Source organism: Polymorphospora sp. NPDC050346 (genome assembly GCF_040655695.1).
GTDB lineage: Bacteria > Actinomycetota > Actinomycetes > Mycobacteriales > Micromonosporaceae > Polymorphospora > Polymorphospora lycopeni.
On record NZ_JBFAKM010000060.1, the window covers coordinates 13,395 to 30,448 of the forward strand.

The 17,054-nt window shown below is 68.8% G+C and carries 14 protein-coding genes and 1 pseudogene; 12 read left to right on the forward strand and 3 right to left on the reverse strand.

Features of this window, described 5'->3' with window-relative positions:
- Positions 1-95: 95 nt before the first annotated feature.
- The 10 genes from AB0I42_RS34970 (at position 96) to AB0I42_RS35015 (ending at position 9,693) form a co-directional block, all read left to right on the forward strand.
- Positions 96-1,019: a hypothetical protein gene (locus AB0I42_RS34970; RefSeq protein WP_357544056.1), complete on the forward strand. Its 924-nt coding sequence runs from the start codon at positions 96-98 to the stop codon at positions 1,017-1,019.
- Positions 1,007-1,783: a hypothetical protein gene (locus AB0I42_RS34975; protein ID WP_357544057.1), complete on the forward strand. Its 777-nt coding sequence runs from the start codon at positions 1,007-1,009 to the stop codon at positions 1,781-1,783. The genes AB0I42_RS34970 and AB0I42_RS34975 overlap by 13 nt, the downstream gene beginning before the upstream one ends.
- A 130-nt stretch (positions 1,784-1,913) precedes the next feature.
- A complete protein-coding gene (locus AB0I42_RS34980) occupies positions 1,914-2,327 on the forward strand; it encodes a hypothetical protein (RefSeq protein WP_357544058.1) in 414 nt (137 codons plus the stop codon).
- A 79-nt stretch (positions 2,328-2,406) separates the two neighbouring features.
- Entirely contained in the window at positions 2,407-3,372 is a 966-nt protein-coding gene (locus tag AB0I42_RS34985; RefSeq protein WP_357544059.1) for a DUF4192 domain-containing protein, read from the forward strand.
- Positions 3,373-3,490: 118 nt separating this feature from the next.
- Positions 3,491-4,288: a hypothetical protein gene (locus AB0I42_RS34990; protein ID WP_357544060.1), complete on the forward strand. Its 798-nt coding sequence runs from the start codon at positions 3,491-3,493 to the stop codon at positions 4,286-4,288.
- 293 nt (positions 4,289-4,581) lie between these two features.
- Positions 4,582-5,580: a DUF2637 domain-containing protein gene (locus AB0I42_RS34995; RefSeq protein WP_357544061.1), complete on the forward strand. Its 999-nt coding sequence runs from the start codon at positions 4,582-4,584 to the stop codon at positions 5,578-5,580.
- 397 nt (positions 5,581-5,977) lie between these two features.
- Entirely contained in the window at positions 5,978-6,193 is a 216-nt protein-coding gene (locus tag AB0I42_RS35000; protein ID WP_357544062.1) for a hypothetical protein, read from the forward strand.
- Between the two features lie 639 nt (positions 6,194-6,832).
- Positions 6,833-7,885 (forward strand): M23 family metallopeptidase, encoded by a 1,053-nt coding sequence (locus tag AB0I42_RS35005; RefSeq protein ID WP_357544063.1) that lies wholly within the window; start codon positions 6,833-6,835, stop codon positions 7,883-7,885.
- Between the two features lie 381 nt (positions 7,886-8,266).
- On the forward strand, positions 8,267-8,650 hold the full coding sequence (locus tag AB0I42_RS35010; protein WP_357544064.1) for a hypothetical protein: 384 nt from the start codon (positions 8,267-8,269) through the stop codon (positions 8,648-8,650).
- Between the two features lie 86 nt (positions 8,651-8,736).
- Positions 8,737-9,693 (forward strand): LysR family transcriptional regulator, encoded by a 957-nt coding sequence (locus AB0I42_RS35015; protein WP_357544065.1) that lies wholly within the window; start codon positions 8,737-8,739, stop codon positions 9,691-9,693.
- A 66-nt stretch (positions 9,694-9,759) separates the two neighbouring features.
- Here the strand turns inward: AB0I42_RS35015 and AB0I42_RS35020 are convergent, their stop codons facing one another.
- A complete protein-coding gene (locus AB0I42_RS35020) occupies positions 9,760-10,314 on the reverse strand; it encodes a sugar O-acetyltransferase (RefSeq protein ID WP_357544066.1) in 555 nt (184 codons plus the stop codon).
- A gap of 153 nt (positions 10,315-10,467) precedes the next feature.
- Positions 10,468-13,140 carry a BTAD domain-containing putative transcriptional regulator gene (locus AB0I42_RS35025; RefSeq protein WP_357544067.1) on the reverse strand — a complete coding sequence of 891 codons (2,673 nt, stop codon included), beginning with the start codon at positions 13,138-13,140 and terminating at the stop codon, positions 10,468-10,470.
- Between the two features lie 865 nt (positions 13,141-14,005).
- On the opposite strand from AB0I42_RS35025, the gene AB0I42_RS35030 reads away from it, so the two are divergent.
- On the forward strand, positions 14,006-14,380 hold the full coding sequence (locus AB0I42_RS35030) for a hypothetical protein (protein WP_357544068.1): 375 nt from the start codon (positions 14,006-14,008) through the stop codon (positions 14,378-14,380).
- A gap of 442 nt (positions 14,381-14,822) precedes the next feature.
- Here AB0I42_RS35030 and AB0I42_RS35035 read toward each other — a convergent pair.
- Positions 14,823-15,044 (reverse strand): annotated as a pseudogene (locus tag AB0I42_RS35035) (bifunctional DNA primase/polymerase); the annotation flags it as partial.
- A 415-nt stretch (positions 15,045-15,459) separates the two neighbouring features.
- Here AB0I42_RS35035 and AB0I42_RS35040 point away from each other — a divergent pair.
- Entirely contained in the window at positions 15,460-16,962 is a 1,503-nt protein-coding gene (locus AB0I42_RS35040) for a LamG domain-containing protein (RefSeq protein WP_357544069.1), read from the forward strand.
- Positions 16,963-17,054 lie beyond the last annotated feature (92 nt).

Here is a 17,054-nt window from a genome sequence, read left to right on the forward strand (position 1 = left end):
CGCTGCGGTGCGCCGGCTGTGGCACCGACACCGCAGGCGGTTCGCCGTGCGCGGGCTGTGTCACCTGCGCCCGGTGCGACACGCCGGCACCGACGGTGGAGACCGTCGAAACGGTCCGCGGATCGACCATCTGCGAGACGTGCTGCGACGCCTACTACTGGCAGTGCTCGCAGTGCGATGGCTGGAACCGGGACGGGGCCTACTGCGGCAACGACTGCTGTCCCGCGGACTGCGTCTGCGACGACTGCTGTCCCGCGGACTACGACGACGGCGACCGTGGCGGTCTGGTCTTCGACTACGACTACCGGCCCCGGCCGATCTTCCACGGTACCGGCCCGCTGTTTCTCGGCCCCGAGATCGAGATCGCCACACCCGGCCACCGCGACTGGAGCTGCGCGGAACTCGCGAACTCCCACCTGGGCAGGCTCGGCTACCTGAAGAACGACAGCTCCATCGACGGCGGCTTCGAGATCGTCACCCACCCGATGTCGTACCGGTGGGCGATGGACAACTTCCCGTGGCGGATGCTCGACGAACTCGCCGCCGCCGGCTGCGAGGCCACCAACCGCACCGGGATCCACGTACACGTCTCCCGGGACGGGTTCACCTCGCCGAGCCACGTGTACCGGTGGATGAAGTTCATCTACCGCAACGAACGGCAGGTCACGACGCTCGCGCGCCGGACGTCGCGGGAGTGGGCGGCGTTCACCGACGACGACCGCCGGGCCGTGAAGGACTACGCCAAGGGCACCCGTGGGTACGCGCGGTACCGGGCGATCAACACCGGTAACTCGGACACGTTCGAGCTGCGGATCTTCGCCAGTTCCCTGGATCCGCGGCAGGTGCAGGCCGCGCTCGGGTTCGCCGCCGCGTCGGTCGAGTACACCCGAGCCCTGACCGCGCACGACATCGCCCGCGACGGCGGCTGGACGTGGCCGGCATTCGTCGACTGGCTCACGGCCCGGCCGGCCTACGCGCCGCTCATGCAGCAATTGGAGGCGCTGGCATGTGTCTGCTGACCTTCTTCCCCGCCACGGTGATGCCGGACACGACCGCGCTGCTCAACGGCACCTACCTCAACGACAACGGCCACGGCTTCGCCATCGTCACCGGCGACCAGATCCTGGTCCATCACGGCATGGACGCCGAGGCGACGGTGGAGGCCTTTACCGTGGCGCGGCACCGGCATCCGGACGGTCCGGCGCTGTTCCACTCCCGGTTCACCACCCACGGCAGCACCAGCCTCGACAACTGCCATCCGTTCGCGGTCGGTGGAGACCACCGCACCGTCCTGGCGCACAACGGCGTGCTGCCCCGTGTTGTCCAACCGGGCAAGGGCGATCCCCGCTCGGACACCCGGATCACCGCCGAGACCTTCCTGCCCCGGTTCGGGTCGCTGCATCTGCGGCGTGCCCGGTTGCGGTTCGAGCGATGGATGACTCCTGACAACAAGATGGTGATCCTGACCGTGGATCGCCGGTTCAAGCAGTCCGCCTACATCCTCAACGAGGACTCCGGAGTCTGGGACGGCGGCATCTGGTACTCCAATCAGGGCTACCGTGCGCCCGGCCCGGGTTGGGGCTGGTCGACGTGGGACCACACTGCCGACGAACTCGACCGCTGCCTGGAGTGCCATTCGGCCATCGACCCGGGCGACGGCGTATGCCGATCCTGCGGCTGGTGCTTCGACTGTGGCGAAATACCGCAGTACTGCATCTGCTACACCCCGGCTGCCCTGGCCCCGCGGCTGACCCGCAACAGCAGGAGTTGGCAGCCCGGGTGACCCCGACCGCGGCGGCAGGCATCTGACCGGATTCCCGGCCCCTGCCCGATTCCCACACCCTGTCGATCTACATGCCCGGAACCACCCGCCGTGGTTCCGGGCACACGTGTTCATGAAAGGAAGACGCCAGATGGCACCCGACGCTGATGCCACCGACGACAGCTACCCGTACCTACGCGCCTACGGCCGCCTGGCCGGCTGGCCACCGGACCACATCACCGCACTGGTACGGCTGGCCCGTACGCAGGACGCGCCCACCGACGCCGTGTTCTACCAGCGCGGCGACGACCGCTGGGTCACCACCAGCGAGATGTGGGAGACCGGGCTCCGCCGCGTTCTCGGACTCGAGCCGCTCCCTCCGATCGCGCCCGACGTCGACCTGCTCACCGAGGAGGTCGCCCGCGTCCTGTGGCGGTCGTCGTGGCTCACCGACCGCAACGGGCTGCGTGACGTCGCCCGCCTGGACAGCGGTCTGCTCCGGCTGACGTTCGCCACCGGTGCCACCGGCGACGTTCACCTGCGACTGGCCCCGCCCCAGTCCTGACCCCGCTACGCGGCGGGCAGGGCCATCCGTGCTGGCCAGCCCTGCCCGCCGCGCTACCCCACCACGGAAGGAACCAGTGATGACCGCTTCTCAACCCATGCCGCTGAGCATCAGCTCACCGGCCGACGTCCTCGCCCTGGTACCCCACCTGCTCGGATACCAGCCGGGCAACAGCCTCGTCCTGATCGCCACCGTCGGAACGAAAGTCGTCTTGGCCTGCCGCACCGATCTGCCGGTCGTACCGGAAGACCTTCCCCAGCTTCTGCCGTCGGTGCAGGCAGTGGACAGCACCCACGTCATCATCGTCGGCTACGGACCGGCGCCGGCCGTCGACCCGGCCCTTGCCGCCGCGCATCAGATCTTCACCGTCGCCGGCCTCGCCGTCCACGACGCGCTGCGCGTCGATGACGGCCGGTACTGGTCCCTGCTGTGCACGGACACCGACTGCTGCCCGCCCGACGGCACCCCGTTCGATGCGGACATCAACCCGCTCGCCGTGCACGCCGTCGTGGCTGGATCCAGCCCGTTCGCGGACCGGGCCAGCTTGGAAGCCTCCGTCGCGCCACTGACGGGCCCAGGTCGTGCGGCGATGACCGACGCCACGATCCGCGCCCGCCACCGGCTCACCACCCTGGCCGCAGCCACGGTCAGGGCCGAGGGCCGCACGATGCTGGCCGAGGCCGCAACCCGATACCAGCAGCGCCAGCAGTGCACCGACGACGAGGTCGCCTGGCTCACCGTCCTGCTGACCATCGTGCCGGTCCGTGACCACGCCTGGTACACCGCCACCCACGAGTCGTGGCACCTGGACCTGTGGCGTGACCTCACCCGACGAGCCGACCCTGACCTGTCCCCCGCCCCCGCCTCGCTGCTCGCGTTCACCGCATGGAGGGCCGGGGACGGCACCCTGGCCAACATCGCCGTCGACCGCGCACTCGCCGCTGACCCGCGCTGCCAGATGGCGCTGCTGGTCGGCGAGGCGCTGCGCGCCGGCATGCCGCCGTCCGCCCTCGCCGGCTGGGGCAACACGCCTACCTCCCGGTGAACCAGTCCGGCACGCGGCCCCAACTCCTCGTCGGCCACCCTGCTGCGCTGACCGCACCCGCAGCCGCGGCCGCTGCCAGCAACAGCATGGACACGACGCACGCCTGGAAGGACAGCTCATGCAACCGCACACCCCGCCGGTCGACGCCGGCCTCATCCCGCCGCAGCCCCGCTGCGACGCCGACCACATCCTCGACCTGCTGCACGACGGACTCCCACAAGACGGCCAGGGCAGCGTGCCGGACGACGACGCCCTACGCGCCGCCGCGGACCTGATCGCTCAGCAGATCGCGCTTTTGCGCCGTGCCGACACCGAACTCGTCGCGGCGTTGCGCGGCGCCCTCACCCAAGCCGACCACGCCCTGCGCGACACCAGCGGCGCCATGGAACACCGCTACCGGCAGTTCGTCGACCTGGTACGGCGCTGGATCATCTGGGCGGTCAACACCAGGGCGTTGACCGTCGCGGACGCCAACAACGCCCTGCGGTACCTGACCATGCCGCCACCACTGCGGTCCCACTTCGAAGCGACCGTCTACGCCCCGCTGGCGATCGAAGTCGACTCGGCCACCAGCGACGACGCCGTGTCCGCAGCCGAGCAACTCCTGCGCGTCGACCTGCGTGGCCTGCACACCGCGACCGTGCACGCAACCGAACCGTGGCAACTGCGGCTACGGGTCCTGGACCAGGAAGCCCCACCGGCCACCACGCGGCAGCACCGGTACCACACGGTCTGGGTGGTGCCGCTCGTCGTCACCGTCCAGGCCCTCGACCAGCGCGAGGCCATCCCGATCGCGGTCGACACCGTCACCGCGGACCTCGACCACCTCGAAGTCGCCCGCCCCCACACCGACAAGATCCGGGCCGTCGACATCGTGCCCGTCGAGCACCACGACTACAACATCCACACCGACTGAACCCCACCAACCGCACCACCTGACCACTCCTGATCAAACGCCTGCGCCCGGGTGACGCACCAACAGGTGCGCACCGGCACCGATCCCACACCGTTGCGCGGTGCCGGTGCCCGAGGGGCGCCGGCACCGCGCTCCCAGAAAGGTGCAACCCCCTTGCTGCGACCCATCCACTCCACCTATGGCCAAGCCGACTGCCGGGCCGCTGTCGCGACATCCCACGGTGACAAGCGCACCATCCACCGCGCGGTCCGCGACACGTCTGCGAGCTCACGCCTGCGGCCGAGGCGCCGCTGATGGACTCCCGCCTCGTCGTCGCGGGCATCGCCGTCGCCATCGTGCTCACCGTCATCGACATCGTGCTGCGGCTTCGCATGCGGGCCGAACCGGCGAGCCAGTCACCGGCCGATCTTGCTATCACCGCCGCAGCGACGCTGACCACCCTGGGACTGGCCGGCATCGCCGCCGCTGTCAGCTACGACCACCTGCGCGAGCTCGCCGAATCCCGTGGTGAGACCGGCTGGAAGGCACACGCCTTCCCGTTGACGGTGGACGGCATCGAAGTGGTGGCAACCCTGACCATCCTCGCCGACCGCCGCGCCGGCCGCCCATCCGGCTGGGTCACCTGGACAGCACTGGTAGCCGGCGGCGTCGCCAGCCTCGGCGCGAACATCCTCGTCGCCCAAGACGATCTGATCGCCCGGATCATCGCCGGCTGGCCCGCCGTCGCGCTCATCGCCGCCATCAAGATGCTGTCGCGCATCCTCGAGCACGCCCCACGGCATGTAGCTCAAGCCCTGCCAACGCCGTCGGCGGCGTCGTCCCCGTCCGAGGACGCCGACCTGGCGATCTCACCGTCCAGCGCGGACGAGCCGCGACACGGACCGGACGACATACACGACGACGACGTCGTGTCGCGACACGACGACGAGTCTCCGGCCGCCCCAGCCGCTCACGACGAATGGCCCGTCACGCTCATGCGTCGGATCCCGGCCAACCCCGAGCCCTATCAACGCTGGCTCACCGTCTGGGCCGACCTGAAAGCCGGCCACACCAACCTGCACGAACTCGCCCAGCGACACCAACTCAACCTGCGCTCCATCCAGGCCATCCGCCGCGCCGGACAACTCGGCATCCTTGACCACCCCGACCCGCCGGCACGCCGCCTGGCCGGACTCGCCACCACCAACAGCCCGCCCATGCCGCCCGAACCGTCCAAAGCCCTCGCCACCACCGGCCCGACCGAGGCGCACACCGGCGCGGCACCGCTCCGGACTCAAGCCACGGCAGCATGATCACCCCGCGCCCGGCTCCCATCGTCGGTCCGACTTCCCGGTTGCCGGCCTGTGCCGTATCCACTTCCGCGCCTCTGCCGGCCCCGACAGCCTTCGTCAGTCCCTACTGATCACGCCGAGCCGGCGCACGCCGGGACCCGGCCTGCGCCGGTCACTTCGACCAGCACCTGCTCGCCGCCCATCACCACCGAACCGGGCGCCGTGCTGTGGCCGGCACCCCGCCGGCCGCCTCCCGGAGGGCTACCAGCGACCGCCTCCAGCCCCGGGGTCACGCCGACGCAGATGTCAACGCCTTCCAACCAGCCCCAGTTCCAAGCCATCATCGCCGCCGCAAGGCCGGCGAACTACTCGCCGATCCAAGCAAGCTCGGCTCCGGCTTCGAAGCCAGCAGCACGGCGTGGCCGGCCACATCAACCACCTGGTCGGCAGCACCCTGCACGGCAACGTCATCCTCGCCACGAACGGCCACCTCTTCGCGCCGTACTGCTACGCCCGGCCACGATACGAACAGCGCCACGGCGGCCGGCGTCGGCTACCTGACGCCAGCACGCGCCCAACTCGCTGCGGATCAATCCCGATCACCGTCCTGGTCGCCGTCAACCGTCAACTCTGACTGGCACCGTTCCGAGTACGCATCCCTGTTCGGGCCGCGGCAGGGCGCGTCAGGCGACGAGACACCACCGCAGCGGCTTTCCCCGATGTCAAGATCGGGAGCCGCCGTACCTCGCAGACGACACTCAGCACCCTCCGCCTACAGCGGCGGATTCCGGCCCGAGTCCAGCTCCCGCCACCCGTCACCGTCACGCAGCGCACGCGCATGCGCCGTCGTCGCTTCCTCATCGCCGAACTCCCACGACCGGCTGGAACCTTCGACACCTCCCTGCCGCGCCTCCAGTCGCCACACTCCGCCGTCCTCGAACAGCAGGACGTCCCGTCGTGCAAGTCGACCCCACCTGCCGTTCCACCAATGCCTACGCCGCTCCACACCGAATTAGAACACACGTTCGTTTTACTGATGCAAGCAACAGCACTGACGGCGGCCAGCGAGCCACCCCATCCCCCGCACCTTGTCGTGCCGCATATGCGGCTCTTTTTGCATTTCCAGCGTGTTTGCCGCACTGCAGGCCGCCCACCGGCTGCCCGTCACATGACACCTGCCCGAGTTCAAGCCTGACCTGCGAGATCCAACTGGAGGCCCTGACATGAGCCACGCACCCACTACGAATGCGCACAAGTCCGGCCGGGCGCGATCGTGAGTAGCCGCATGGTCACCACCCTGCTCGCCGCTGTGATGGCGGTGGTCTTCGTCTGCCTCACCGGCCCCACACTCCTGCTCGGCGGCGCAACCGCCGGCTGCGACCCCCACGGCCGCCCGCTCTCCCCGACCTCGAGGCATGGATGGCCCGCCGTGGGCCCCTGGGATCGGGAACAGGTCGGCCACGCCGCCACCATCATCTCCGTCGGCTCCGCCAAGAACGTGCCCCGGCGAGGATGGGTGATCGCCGTAGCCACCGCGATGCAGGAATCGACACTGCGCAACCTCGCCAGCGGCGACCGCGACTCCGTGGGGTTGTTCCAGCAACGCCCCAGCCAAGGCTGGGGCACGCCCTCACAGCTTCGCGACCCGGCATACGCGGCGGGCAAGTTCTACGACAAGCTGCTGACGATCCCGAACTGGCAGACCATGCCGCTCACCGAAGCAGCACAGAGAGTCCAGATCAGCGCATACCCCGACGCCTATGCCAAATGGGAACCGGACGCCAACCTGATCGTCGACACAATCGCCGGGCTGCCCACGCCATCAGCGGCCACCGTCCCGGACCACTGCGACATCTCCTCCGGCGCCTGGACACAGCCCGTACGCGCCGTCATCGGGTCCGGCTTCCGCACCACCGACCGCCCTGGCCACGACGGCGTCGACCTCATCGCCCCACGCGGCACCACGATCCGAGCCGCGTCCACCGGCACCGTCACCCGCGCCCGATGCAACGCCATCGACGCCCGCGACGGCAGCGACTGGGGATGCCACCGCGACGGCCACCCCATACTCACCAAGGGATGCGGCTGGTACGTCGACATCGCGCACCCAGGCGGCATCATGACCCGCTACTGCCACCTCGACAAACCACCACTGGTGAAAGTGGGCGATTACGTTGCGGTCGGACAGCCGATCGGCGTCGTAGGCACCACCGGTCACTCCAGCGGCCCACACCTCCACTTCGAGGTACACGCCAACAGCACCCGCGGCTCGAGAGCAGCACAGGACCCCGTACGGTTCATGATCGAAGTCGGAGCACCGCTCTGACGAGTCCTGCACGCTACCCGGATCCACGCACGGCCTGGCCGCCGCCCGCAGCCACGGCCTCATCGACGCCCTGGTGTCGATGCACCGGCACAGGTACCGCCGCAGATACGGCCCGAGTGCAGCCCTTTGCAGCAGGCCGTTCTACCTGCAGCGGTCCGTCGCCTCGCTGGCGGCTGGCTCTGGCGATGGGGCCGGGGGCACGATCGTGACGGACGCCGGAGGTACCTTGGACGACACCTTCGGGCGATCGCTGATCTTCGGGCTGGCGATCGTCGCTCTACTCCTACTGTGCCACCGTCGGTCTTCCGGTGTTTTCACCCGCCCCCGGTCGTCCTCGAACGCGGTCGACGCCGGGGGTCCGGATCAGGCATGATCTCGCGCATGTCGGAGCATGATCTGGCCGGAAGGTGGCGTCGCATCATCCGAGGGGACGGCAAGTCGTGGGTGGCGTTCGCCCATGGCACATGTGTCGTCCTGCCGGAGCCCGGCCCCGACGCCGACCTCGCGGCCGAGGCGGTGGAGATCCTCCGCGAGTACGGTCCGGTCCATGCCGGGTCACCGGCCGGCGACTTCGGCACGATCACCTTGGACCCCGGTCCCGGGTGGGTGGTGTACGGCCATCATAACGATGTGCTGACCTATGTGGGACCGGACGAGGTGCAGGACACCAGCGGTGTCGCCGTCGGTCTGCTCGGACGTGGCAAGCGGGACACGGACGGCCGCGAGCTTCAGGTTGTCCACGTCGAGGACAAGCGGCCTCGGTAGGCACCCTGCCATCCATCGGCGGGCTGGGGAGGGAAGCTGGAGTGCCTGGGCGGCGGCATGCTGACGAGCCACAGCCGGAGGTTGCCGTGGACGTCGATCTGGGTGCGGTACGGGCGTTCCTCGCGGTGGCAGACGACCGCTACTTCGGCGAGGCGGCCGACCGGCTGCGGATGAGTCAGCAGGCGGTGTCCAAGCGCATCGCGGCACTGGAACGCGACCTCGGGGTGCGATTGTTCACGCGTACGGCGCGGGGTGCCCGCCTCACCGTCGACGGTCAGGCGTTCCTGCCCCACGCCCGCGACCTGATCCGCCTCGCGGAGCGCGCCGTCGGCTCGGTCCAGCCCGGCCGTCGTGCATTGCGGGTGGACGTACTGAACCGGCGGATCGGACCGGCTGGCCTGTTACGCGACTTCCACCGGGCGCACCCGGAGACCGACCTGGACGTGGTGGCCCTGGTCGAGTCGGACGCCGCCGCCGCAATCGCCGCCGTCGAGGCCGGTACGATCGACGCGACATTCCGGGCTGTCACCGTCCCGCCTGACCAGATGCCGCCAGGCATTCGCGCCGCGCGTGTCCTGGACGACCCGCACCAGTTGCTGACCGGACCGGCTCACCCGCTCGCCGCCGCCCGCCACGTCACCATTGCCGACCTGTCCGGGCTGCGGATCTGGATCCCCGGGATCGTTCCCGGCACTGAATGGGCCGCCTACTACGACGCCCTGGCCGCCACGTTCGGCCTCACCATCGAACGGATCGGTCCCAACTTCGGCACCGATCACCTGCTCGACGTGCTGGCCGACTCACCGACGCTGGCCTCGCTGGTCGGTCAGAAGACACGCCTGCTCTGGCCGCAGAGCTACGACCTGCGCCGGATCCCGGTCCTGGGCCCCACACCGGTCTACCCGCACTTCCTCGTCTGGCGCACCGACAACCCGCACCCAGGACTGGCCACGCTACGCGGCTACATCGCGTCCGCGCCGAACCGCCATCCCACCACCGACGCATGGGTCCCCGCCTGGGCGGCCGAACCGGCCATACCCTGACCGGACCGCACAGCATCACGCCCGGCCGCGGGTCCGCGCCGTGATGCCCGGCGCGGACCCACCGGTTCAGGCGTCCCAGCTCTTACGTTCGCAGGCGGCCGGGCCCGTCACAAGCGTGTTCGGCCCGATGTCCCTGGTCACCACGGCCCCGGCGCCAACCACGGAGTTGCGGGCGATCGTGACGCCCGGCAGGACGGTCACGGCGGCACCGAGCCACACGTTGTCCTCCAGCACGATCGGTGCCGCCTCGGTGTACTCGCGTCTCTGCGCCGGTGGGACCGGGTGCCCGGAGGTGATGAGGTTCGCCTTCGGGCCGATCATCACACCCGCCCCGATCCGGATGCCGCCCTGGTCCAGGAACGTGCAGCCCTGGTTCACGAAGACGTTCTCGGCAAACTCGGTGCGCAGGCCGTAGTCGGTAAAGAACGGCGGGAAAATCCGCACCGACTCCGGAAGAGGCCCTGCGAAGATCTGCGCGAACAGTGCCCCGCGTCCCTCCACGTCGCCGAACGGCAGCACGTTCAACCGCGACGTCAGGTCCGTGACCTGATAGATCCGCTCCGCGACGCGGGCGAACTCCGACGTCTGGACATACATACGCTGAGTTGTTGCAGCAGGCATGTGACGATCTCATCAAACGCCGTGAGCAGGTAGCAAACAACCGACATGCTCACCAGCGACAACCGATAGTTGTAGCTGGCAGGGTAGGTGGTGTCGGCGAGGACGTCTTCGATGCTGCCCTCCTCGCCACTTCCCGTGTCTGCTTCCCAGGGTCTACTCCCGCTGTCCTTCGTGCGGTGACATGGCCATGTTGCGGCGTAGCTGACGCGCCAGGCGTCGGGTGTTTTCGGATGTGTCCTCACCGATCTCGTGCAGCGCGTCGGTGAGGCTGGCGAATCGTGTGCCAATCGCGTCGGGGTCTCCAGCGTGGGCTTTCATGGCCTGCTGTGCGACTTCTTCGTTGAGCGGGTCGATGGCGCATGCGGTGTCGAGGAGTTGTCGCGCACGTTCGGGGTCGGTGTTGGAAATGAGGGTTGCGAGGCGGGCGTGGATGTTCACGCCGAGTTGGCGGCAGGTGTGCTGGGGCCCGTCCATCCATTCGAAGTTGTCGTCGTGGAGCAGTCCGCCCCAGTTGGCGACGGCTTCTTCGAGGGCTACGCGTTGGGTCTGGGGATCAGTGGTGATGGTTGCGCGGCGGGCGGCGTCGAGTACGCGCCACCAGTCGACGTCGAGCAGTGCGGGGTCGAGGCAGTAGCGTCCGCCGGGGTTGACTACGGGTTTGAAGTTCTCGGCGGTGTCCTGCCTGCTGGCGTGAGTCAGTCGGTTGCGCAGGTTGGCGACGTTGGTGGACAGGCGGTCGCGGGCCCGTCGGGTGGTGGCGTCGGGGGTCATAGCAAGCTCGATCTCAGGGATTGTGGCGCCTTCTCGGTGGACCGCGAGGTAGGTGAGTAGTTCGTAGCTTGCCCTGCGCACTCCTGGGACTGGATTGCCGTTTGGGTCGAGGATGGCGGCGCGTCCCAGGATTCTGACCTGGACCTTCTCGCGGCCGTGACGCGTTGGTCCGACGGGCTGGCCAGTATGTTCTCGTGCTTCGCTGGCGGGCTCATCGGTGGTGCTGGGGTCGGTGGTCTCGAGGTTGGCGGTGGCACTGGTTGCTGTCGCGGTGTCACCGGTCGTCGGCTGCCGGGTCGGGGTGCTGGTGCTCTGACCGGATGGCTCACCAGTGTGCGCCTCGCGGATCACGATGAGCAGTTGCAGGGTGGTCTCGGTGTCGGTTACGGAGATCTGGGACTGCAGTTCGCCGTGGGAGGTGGTCGTCGAGCCGTCTGCGGCAACGGTGAGGGTTGTGCCGTGGGGCCAGTCGCCGGTGATGACGGCGCTGATCGCCAGTGGGTGGCCGAGGTGTAGTGCCGTGGCCAATCGGGTGCGCAGTGCTGTGTCGGGTTCGTCGGTGATGAGGGTGATCGGTGGCAGTGGTTCGTGGTGGGGGTCGGTTTCGTGGAGGGTGGCGATGTCAGGGGCATCGGCGTCGGTGATGGTCCGGGTGCGGTGGATGATCTGTTCTTCGACGTATGCCAGGGCGTTCTCGAGTCCGGCGGTCACGTGTAGGCGGGGTATGGCGCCGGCCAGGTCGGTGTCGGCCGCTGCGCCGAGCAGGTCGGTGAGCACGTTGGCGGGGATGACGATGTGGCCGCGGGCGTCGGGGTCATGGGTTCCGCCGGAGGAGAGTGTGGCCACGAGGATGGCGCGGGCCGCGTCGGGGGCGCCGGGGCCGGTCAAGCCGACGCCGTCGCGGGGGTCGGTGTGCAGGCCGGCCAGTTGCAGGCCGGTCGGTCCGATCGGCGGTAGAGGTGGGCGTTTCCTTCCCTCGAGTTCGCGGACCGTGGGCTGCGGGTCTGGTGGGTTCAGCAGCTCGGGTGCCTGTTCGTCGACCGTTCGCCGTAGGCGGCTGATGACCTTGGGCAGGGGCTGGAGTGTGGGGTCGGTGGCTGGGTCGACGGCGGCTGTGGGGTTGTAGCGGGCGCGGCGGCGTAGCCAGACGAGGGCGCCTGTGGTGGTGAGCGCGGCGGCGAGTCCGATGCTGATCCAGCCCCCGGGCACGCGTACTCCTGGTTGGTCTGTCGGTTGGTTGGCGGAGGTGGTGTGGGGCTTTTGCGGGCTGGTGGTAGCGGCGGGCGGGGTCGTTGAGGGTTCGATGACGCCGTCTGGGTCAGCGGACGGTGCGGGGTTGCTCGGGTTGGTGTTCACGCCGGGCGGCGTCGACGGGTTTGGGGCGGGCGGGACGAGGTCGCCGTGGTGCTCCGCCGGAGGATTCTCCGCTGCCGGCTGGGTGGGTAGGGTCAGCAGCCAACCTGGGCGAAGGTGATGGCCGCCGCGCATCGGGTAGCGGTCTTTGTTCAGGTCGTGGATCTCTGGCCAGCGAGTCGGATCTTCGAGGTGGGCGTCGGCGAGACGCCACAGGGTGTCGTGCCGCTTGACCGTGACCTGGGCGGCGCGATCGTCAGTGAGCTGCTCCCGGACAGGGGTGGGTTGCTGTGGTTGGCTCGGCCGGTCGTGGTCAGGTACAGCGGCTGTGGCGGTGACCGCACTGCCGGTGTGGGCCAGCGCCGGGGTGGCGGTGGTAACCGCGGCGGCACCGAGCAGGGCTGCGGCGAGGCTGTGCATCGGTGCCGGCAGGCGGAGCCGGGCCAGCCAGCGTCGTCGTGCCCTGACGCCGGCTGCGATGCGGGCTACGGCCAGCAGAACCAGCAGCATCCAGAGCAGCCAGCACACGGCGACCAGGCAGCCGGCTACGAACGACGGGGTCAGCGGTTCGTGGATCCAGGCGACCAGGGCCTGCCGGTCAGGCCGAGTAAGGGGCGGGGTGTAGTGGATCAGCGCGGCTGGTATCCCGGCTAGCAGGACAACGGTCCAGGCTGTGTTCCAGATGATCCGTACAAAGCGCATGGCACGCCCCTTCGTCTGGGCAGGTATGGGCTCGGCAGCGCCGCGATGGCAGGTGTCAGCGGACCGGCTGCTGCGGTCTCTGCTGGATGCCACGGGGGGTCGGGTAACGAGCGATGCCGTTGGGGTCGACGCTATGGCGGACTCGCTGGAAACGGCAGGGGCGCGAACCTTACACGACCTAACACGGTCTTACACGGCCTTACACGAGGCCACAATCCTGACATATCGGAAGCTGCAGCGGGCCGGTTCGGTGTGCAGGTCAACCGGTGGAGCGTAGGTATTCGTGGCCTGCGCAATTCGGCCGACACGATCCTCAGCGGACGGTTGCCGGTGGGTCCATGACGTAGCCAGCCGTCCCCGACGGGCCAGCGCCGCGACCGACAGGCAGATGTTGTGGCACGCGAGCCGGCCGTCGGGTGATCGCGTCCGGCTGGGCGCCGCCGGTGTTCCGGGTGTGCGGCTGGACGGTACTGATCCGGCTCCTTCGCGAGATCAAGCAGGGCCCGGGAGCACGCAGAAACGCGTACGGGAAGGGCTGTTCCTGGCCGTAGGATCCACGCCGTGACGTTGAGTACCGGGTCCACCGCACGGCGGTGCCGATCTCGACTCCGAGCAGGTCGGCGACGATGGGCGCGGGGAGGTCGGCGGCGAGGGTTATCAGCGCGGTGTTGCGGCCGGCGCGTGGGAGGATGCCGTGCTCGTTCAGGCGTCGGCTGAGCGTTTGTGGGGCCATCGGCCGACCGGGTAGACGTCCGGGGAACAGCGGCTGCTGTCGGGCTGACGGGTGGGACGGCAGGGTGGGCCGGCTGGCCGGCGCGGGGAGCTGGCGGATGAGCCGAGCGAGGCGGGGCGGGATGATCAGCTTGTGCCTGCCGATCGCGAGGAACAGTTCGGGCGCCTCGTCGATCACCTGGTGTTGGTGGAGGTTGAGGACCTGCGACAGGCTGATGCCGAACAGCAGGATCAGTGCGTCGGCGGTGCGGACGCCGACGGGCAGCGGTTCGTTGCCGAGGCAGCGTTCCAGTTGGTGGATCTGCTGGTCGGGTTCGAGGAAGACCGAGGGCACGCCCGGGTTTCGGGCCGGGATGGTTACGTCTCGGGTGAGGTGGCGTTCGGTGGTCCAGTGGATGAAGCTGCGGGCCGTGTAGCGCTTGGGTGGGCCGGTGGTCAGCCACCGGTCGAGCCAGGGCTGGCGCAGATCGGCCAGCCGCAGGCCATCCGCATCGATCGCGGCGAGTAGGTCGAGTGCGATCCGGACCTGGCCGCGGAACCTGGCGGCGGCGGCCGCGGTGAACGCGCCTCGTCGATCTGCCCGGCGCCGGGCCCGGTAACAGGTGCCAGGTGGCGTACGGGCGGACCAGGCGGGCGTGTGTAGCGGGCATGGTGGCCAGATGCTGCTCCAGCCATCGGGTCAGACGTTCGATCTGTTCCACTCAGGGAGGCAAAATCTCGGTGTGGACCAGGAGGTTGCGGAGGTAGTCCACGTTCCGATCTGGGGCGAACTGTTCGAGAAGGTCATGGTCGAGGGACTTGGCGCTACGGGCGATTTCTTGGAGGAGCGAGCCTCGCGGCCGGGCTTCTGCCCACCCAGACCAGTACGCTGCGCGGCTTAGGGCGGAAGTAGTTTCCGGCCCAAAAACAACGCTAAGCAGCTGATCTAGGTGCGGGAGGCCGGTCCGGGGTCATCCATCCGCGCTGGTCAGGTCAGATGCTTGCCCTGCGCGGTTGCCGGGGAGCCGACGGCCGTAGACCAGCAGTTCGAGCAGCCAGGCCGGGAGGTCGGCGATCGGCGCGGGGTTCACGATCGCGTACCGGCCGGCCGCTGTGACCGAGCCGGGCCCGACCAGGTAGCCACCGGTTCGGTGGCCAGGTCCGCGGGTGTCGATTCCCGGGCCGAGGGGCGCTGACCCCGCCCGAGGTGCTTGCGATCGGCCGGCCGCCGGCCCGGAAGTACAGGTGTTGTCCGCCTGTCGGGGTGACCACGGTCAGGGTGTCCTGCCAGCCGTCGCTGTCCCGGGTGCCGGCGTGGGCCTCGCACAGGGCGTGGAACCGGGCGACACCGTCCGGTTTGCCGGGGTGCCGGTCCAGGTCGATGCCGACCAGGTCGGAGGCGCGGCATCCGATTGTCGCCGCGGGCGGGATGCTTGCCGCGGTCTTCGCCTCGCTGTCCGTGCTGCCCTTGCCGGACGCGGCGATCCGCCGAGGACGCCGTGTGGTACGAGTGATTCGATCATGAAATCAGATAATTTGAGTCAATTGTTAGTCAGAATCTTGATTCAAATTCTCACTCTTTGCACTTGATCGACTACGGTTGGATCATTGCCGTCTCGGCGTCGTGGGGCGGCAAGATGCTTTCAGGCTGTCTCGCCCAAAGTTCCTGCCGCTTCTCTCGCGAAAGGACCAATGTTGTCCGAAAAAAGCCTGGTCAGGGTGTACGGCGACCGCGACTACATGCACACCACGATGCTCCGGCACCAGGGTGTGACGGTCGCGTTCGCGATGGACAAGGACCGCCGCATTCGTTACTCCGTCCTGCATCTGTCGCCGGGTGCCGAGCGAGGTGAACTCGACGCGTCGTACTGGCATGACGACCCGGCTGAGCTGCGCTTTCCCACCGAGATCACGCAGGTGGGGTACGCGATCGCCGGGGCTACTCGGCTGCCGGTGGTCAAGCGCGGCGGGCGGGTCGAGGCCGGCGCCAACGAAGTACCCGATCCGGACGAGATCGACCCGTTCCTGTCGAGCACGGCGCGGCTCACTGCGGCGGCACCGTTCCAGGTGGTATCCGATGGCACGCACCTGATGGTGTTCCGGCAGTCCATCGACGCCGGGCACCCTGACGCGGTGCACAAGCTCACCAAGGGTGGCTCGAGCGCCGCTGCCAGTGGCGACTATGTGAAACACAACGGCGCGAAGGTGCCGCTCGTGGAGAACACCCTGCTGTGCGACCGGTTCGTGCTGGTCGGCACGGAGCTGAAGCCGGTCATGGAGGTCCGCTTCCAGCGCAGCCGGCACAGCACCTGGCCGGCGTCGGCCAAGGACACCCCGGGCACCAAGGACATGGAGGGACGCCCGTTCTACGAGCCGACCCAGGAGTTGACGTTCGTTCGCGGCCTCAGCGGCGGCGCGTTCAGCGTGCTGCTGCTTCCCACCGAGGTGCAGGGCAGCCGGCGGTGGCAGATCTTCGCCGTCAACAGCCGGACGAAGCTGATCGACTCGTTCAACGTCGCGCAGGCGAGCAACGGGCTGTTCAACACTCAGGGCAGCGGGCGCGACCCTGGGTTCGGCGCCGCCGGGACCGCGCTGCGGTTCAACGGTACGAGCCACGTCGATCTGGGCAGCCCGGCCGCGCTGCAACTGGGCGGGAAGACATACACGCTGGAGGCGTGGATCAACCCGGCGGCCCACGACGGGATGATCCTGGCCAAGAACGACCGAGCTGTGGGGGGCGACTTCAGCTTCGCCATCGACGCGACCGGGTACCTCACGCTGATGCACCGTGTCCCGGATTCGACGGTGAAATCGACCCGACCGGTGGCCATCGGCCGGTACACGCACGTCGCCGCGATCGTCGAAGCCGGCAAGGGGGTCCGGCTCTACCTCGACGGCGAGCCCGCCGGTGAGAAGAGCGTGAATCTCGCCCACGACACCACCACGAAAGTGCTCATCGGCGCCGAGTACGACAACGGTCGACCCGTTAGCGTCTTCTCTGGGGACATCGACGAGATCCGCATCTGGGGTCGGGCTCGCACCAGGGAGGAACTGGCCAAGGAGCGCGGTCAACGGCTCGTCGGCGATGAACCCGGGCTGCTCGCCTACTAGTGCTTTGTTAGGTCGTTGTGGCGTGTCGCTTGTATGTGGATCGTGGCGGTGTTTGGCTGCCGTGTGTGGATGAACGCGAGCTGGCCCGGGTG

Coding starts and splice junctions, on each gene's coding strand:
- AB0I42_RS34975 (WP_357544057.1), top strand. CDS start 1,007: ATGTGTCTGCTGACCTTCTTCCCCGCCACGGTGATGCCGGACACGACC.
- AB0I42_RS34980 (WP_357544058.1), top strand. CDS start 1,914: ATGGCACCCGACGCTGATGCCACCGACGACAGCTACCCGTACCTACGC.
- AB0I42_RS34985 (WP_357544059.1), top strand. CDS start 2,407: ATGACCGCTTCTCAACCCATGCCGCTGAGCATCAGCTCACCGGCCGAC.
- AB0I42_RS34990 (WP_357544060.1), top strand. CDS start 3,491: ATGCAACCGCACACCCCGCCGGTCGACGCCGGCCTCATCCCGCCGCAG.
- AB0I42_RS34995 (WP_357544061.1), top strand. CDS start 4,582: ATGGACTCCCGCCTCGTCGTCGCGGGCATCGCCGTCGCCATCGTGCTC.
- AB0I42_RS35010 (WP_357544064.1), top strand. CDS start 8,267: ATGTCGGAGCATGATCTGGCCGGAAGGTGGCGTCGCATCATCCGAGGG.
- AB0I42_RS35020 (WP_357544066.1), bottom strand. CDS start 10,314: ATGCCTGCTGCAACAACTCAGCGTATGTATGTCCAGACGTCGGAGTTC.
- AB0I42_RS35025 (WP_357544067.1), bottom strand. CDS start 13,140: ATGCGCTTTGTACGGATCATCTGGAACACAGCCTGGACCGTTGTCCTG.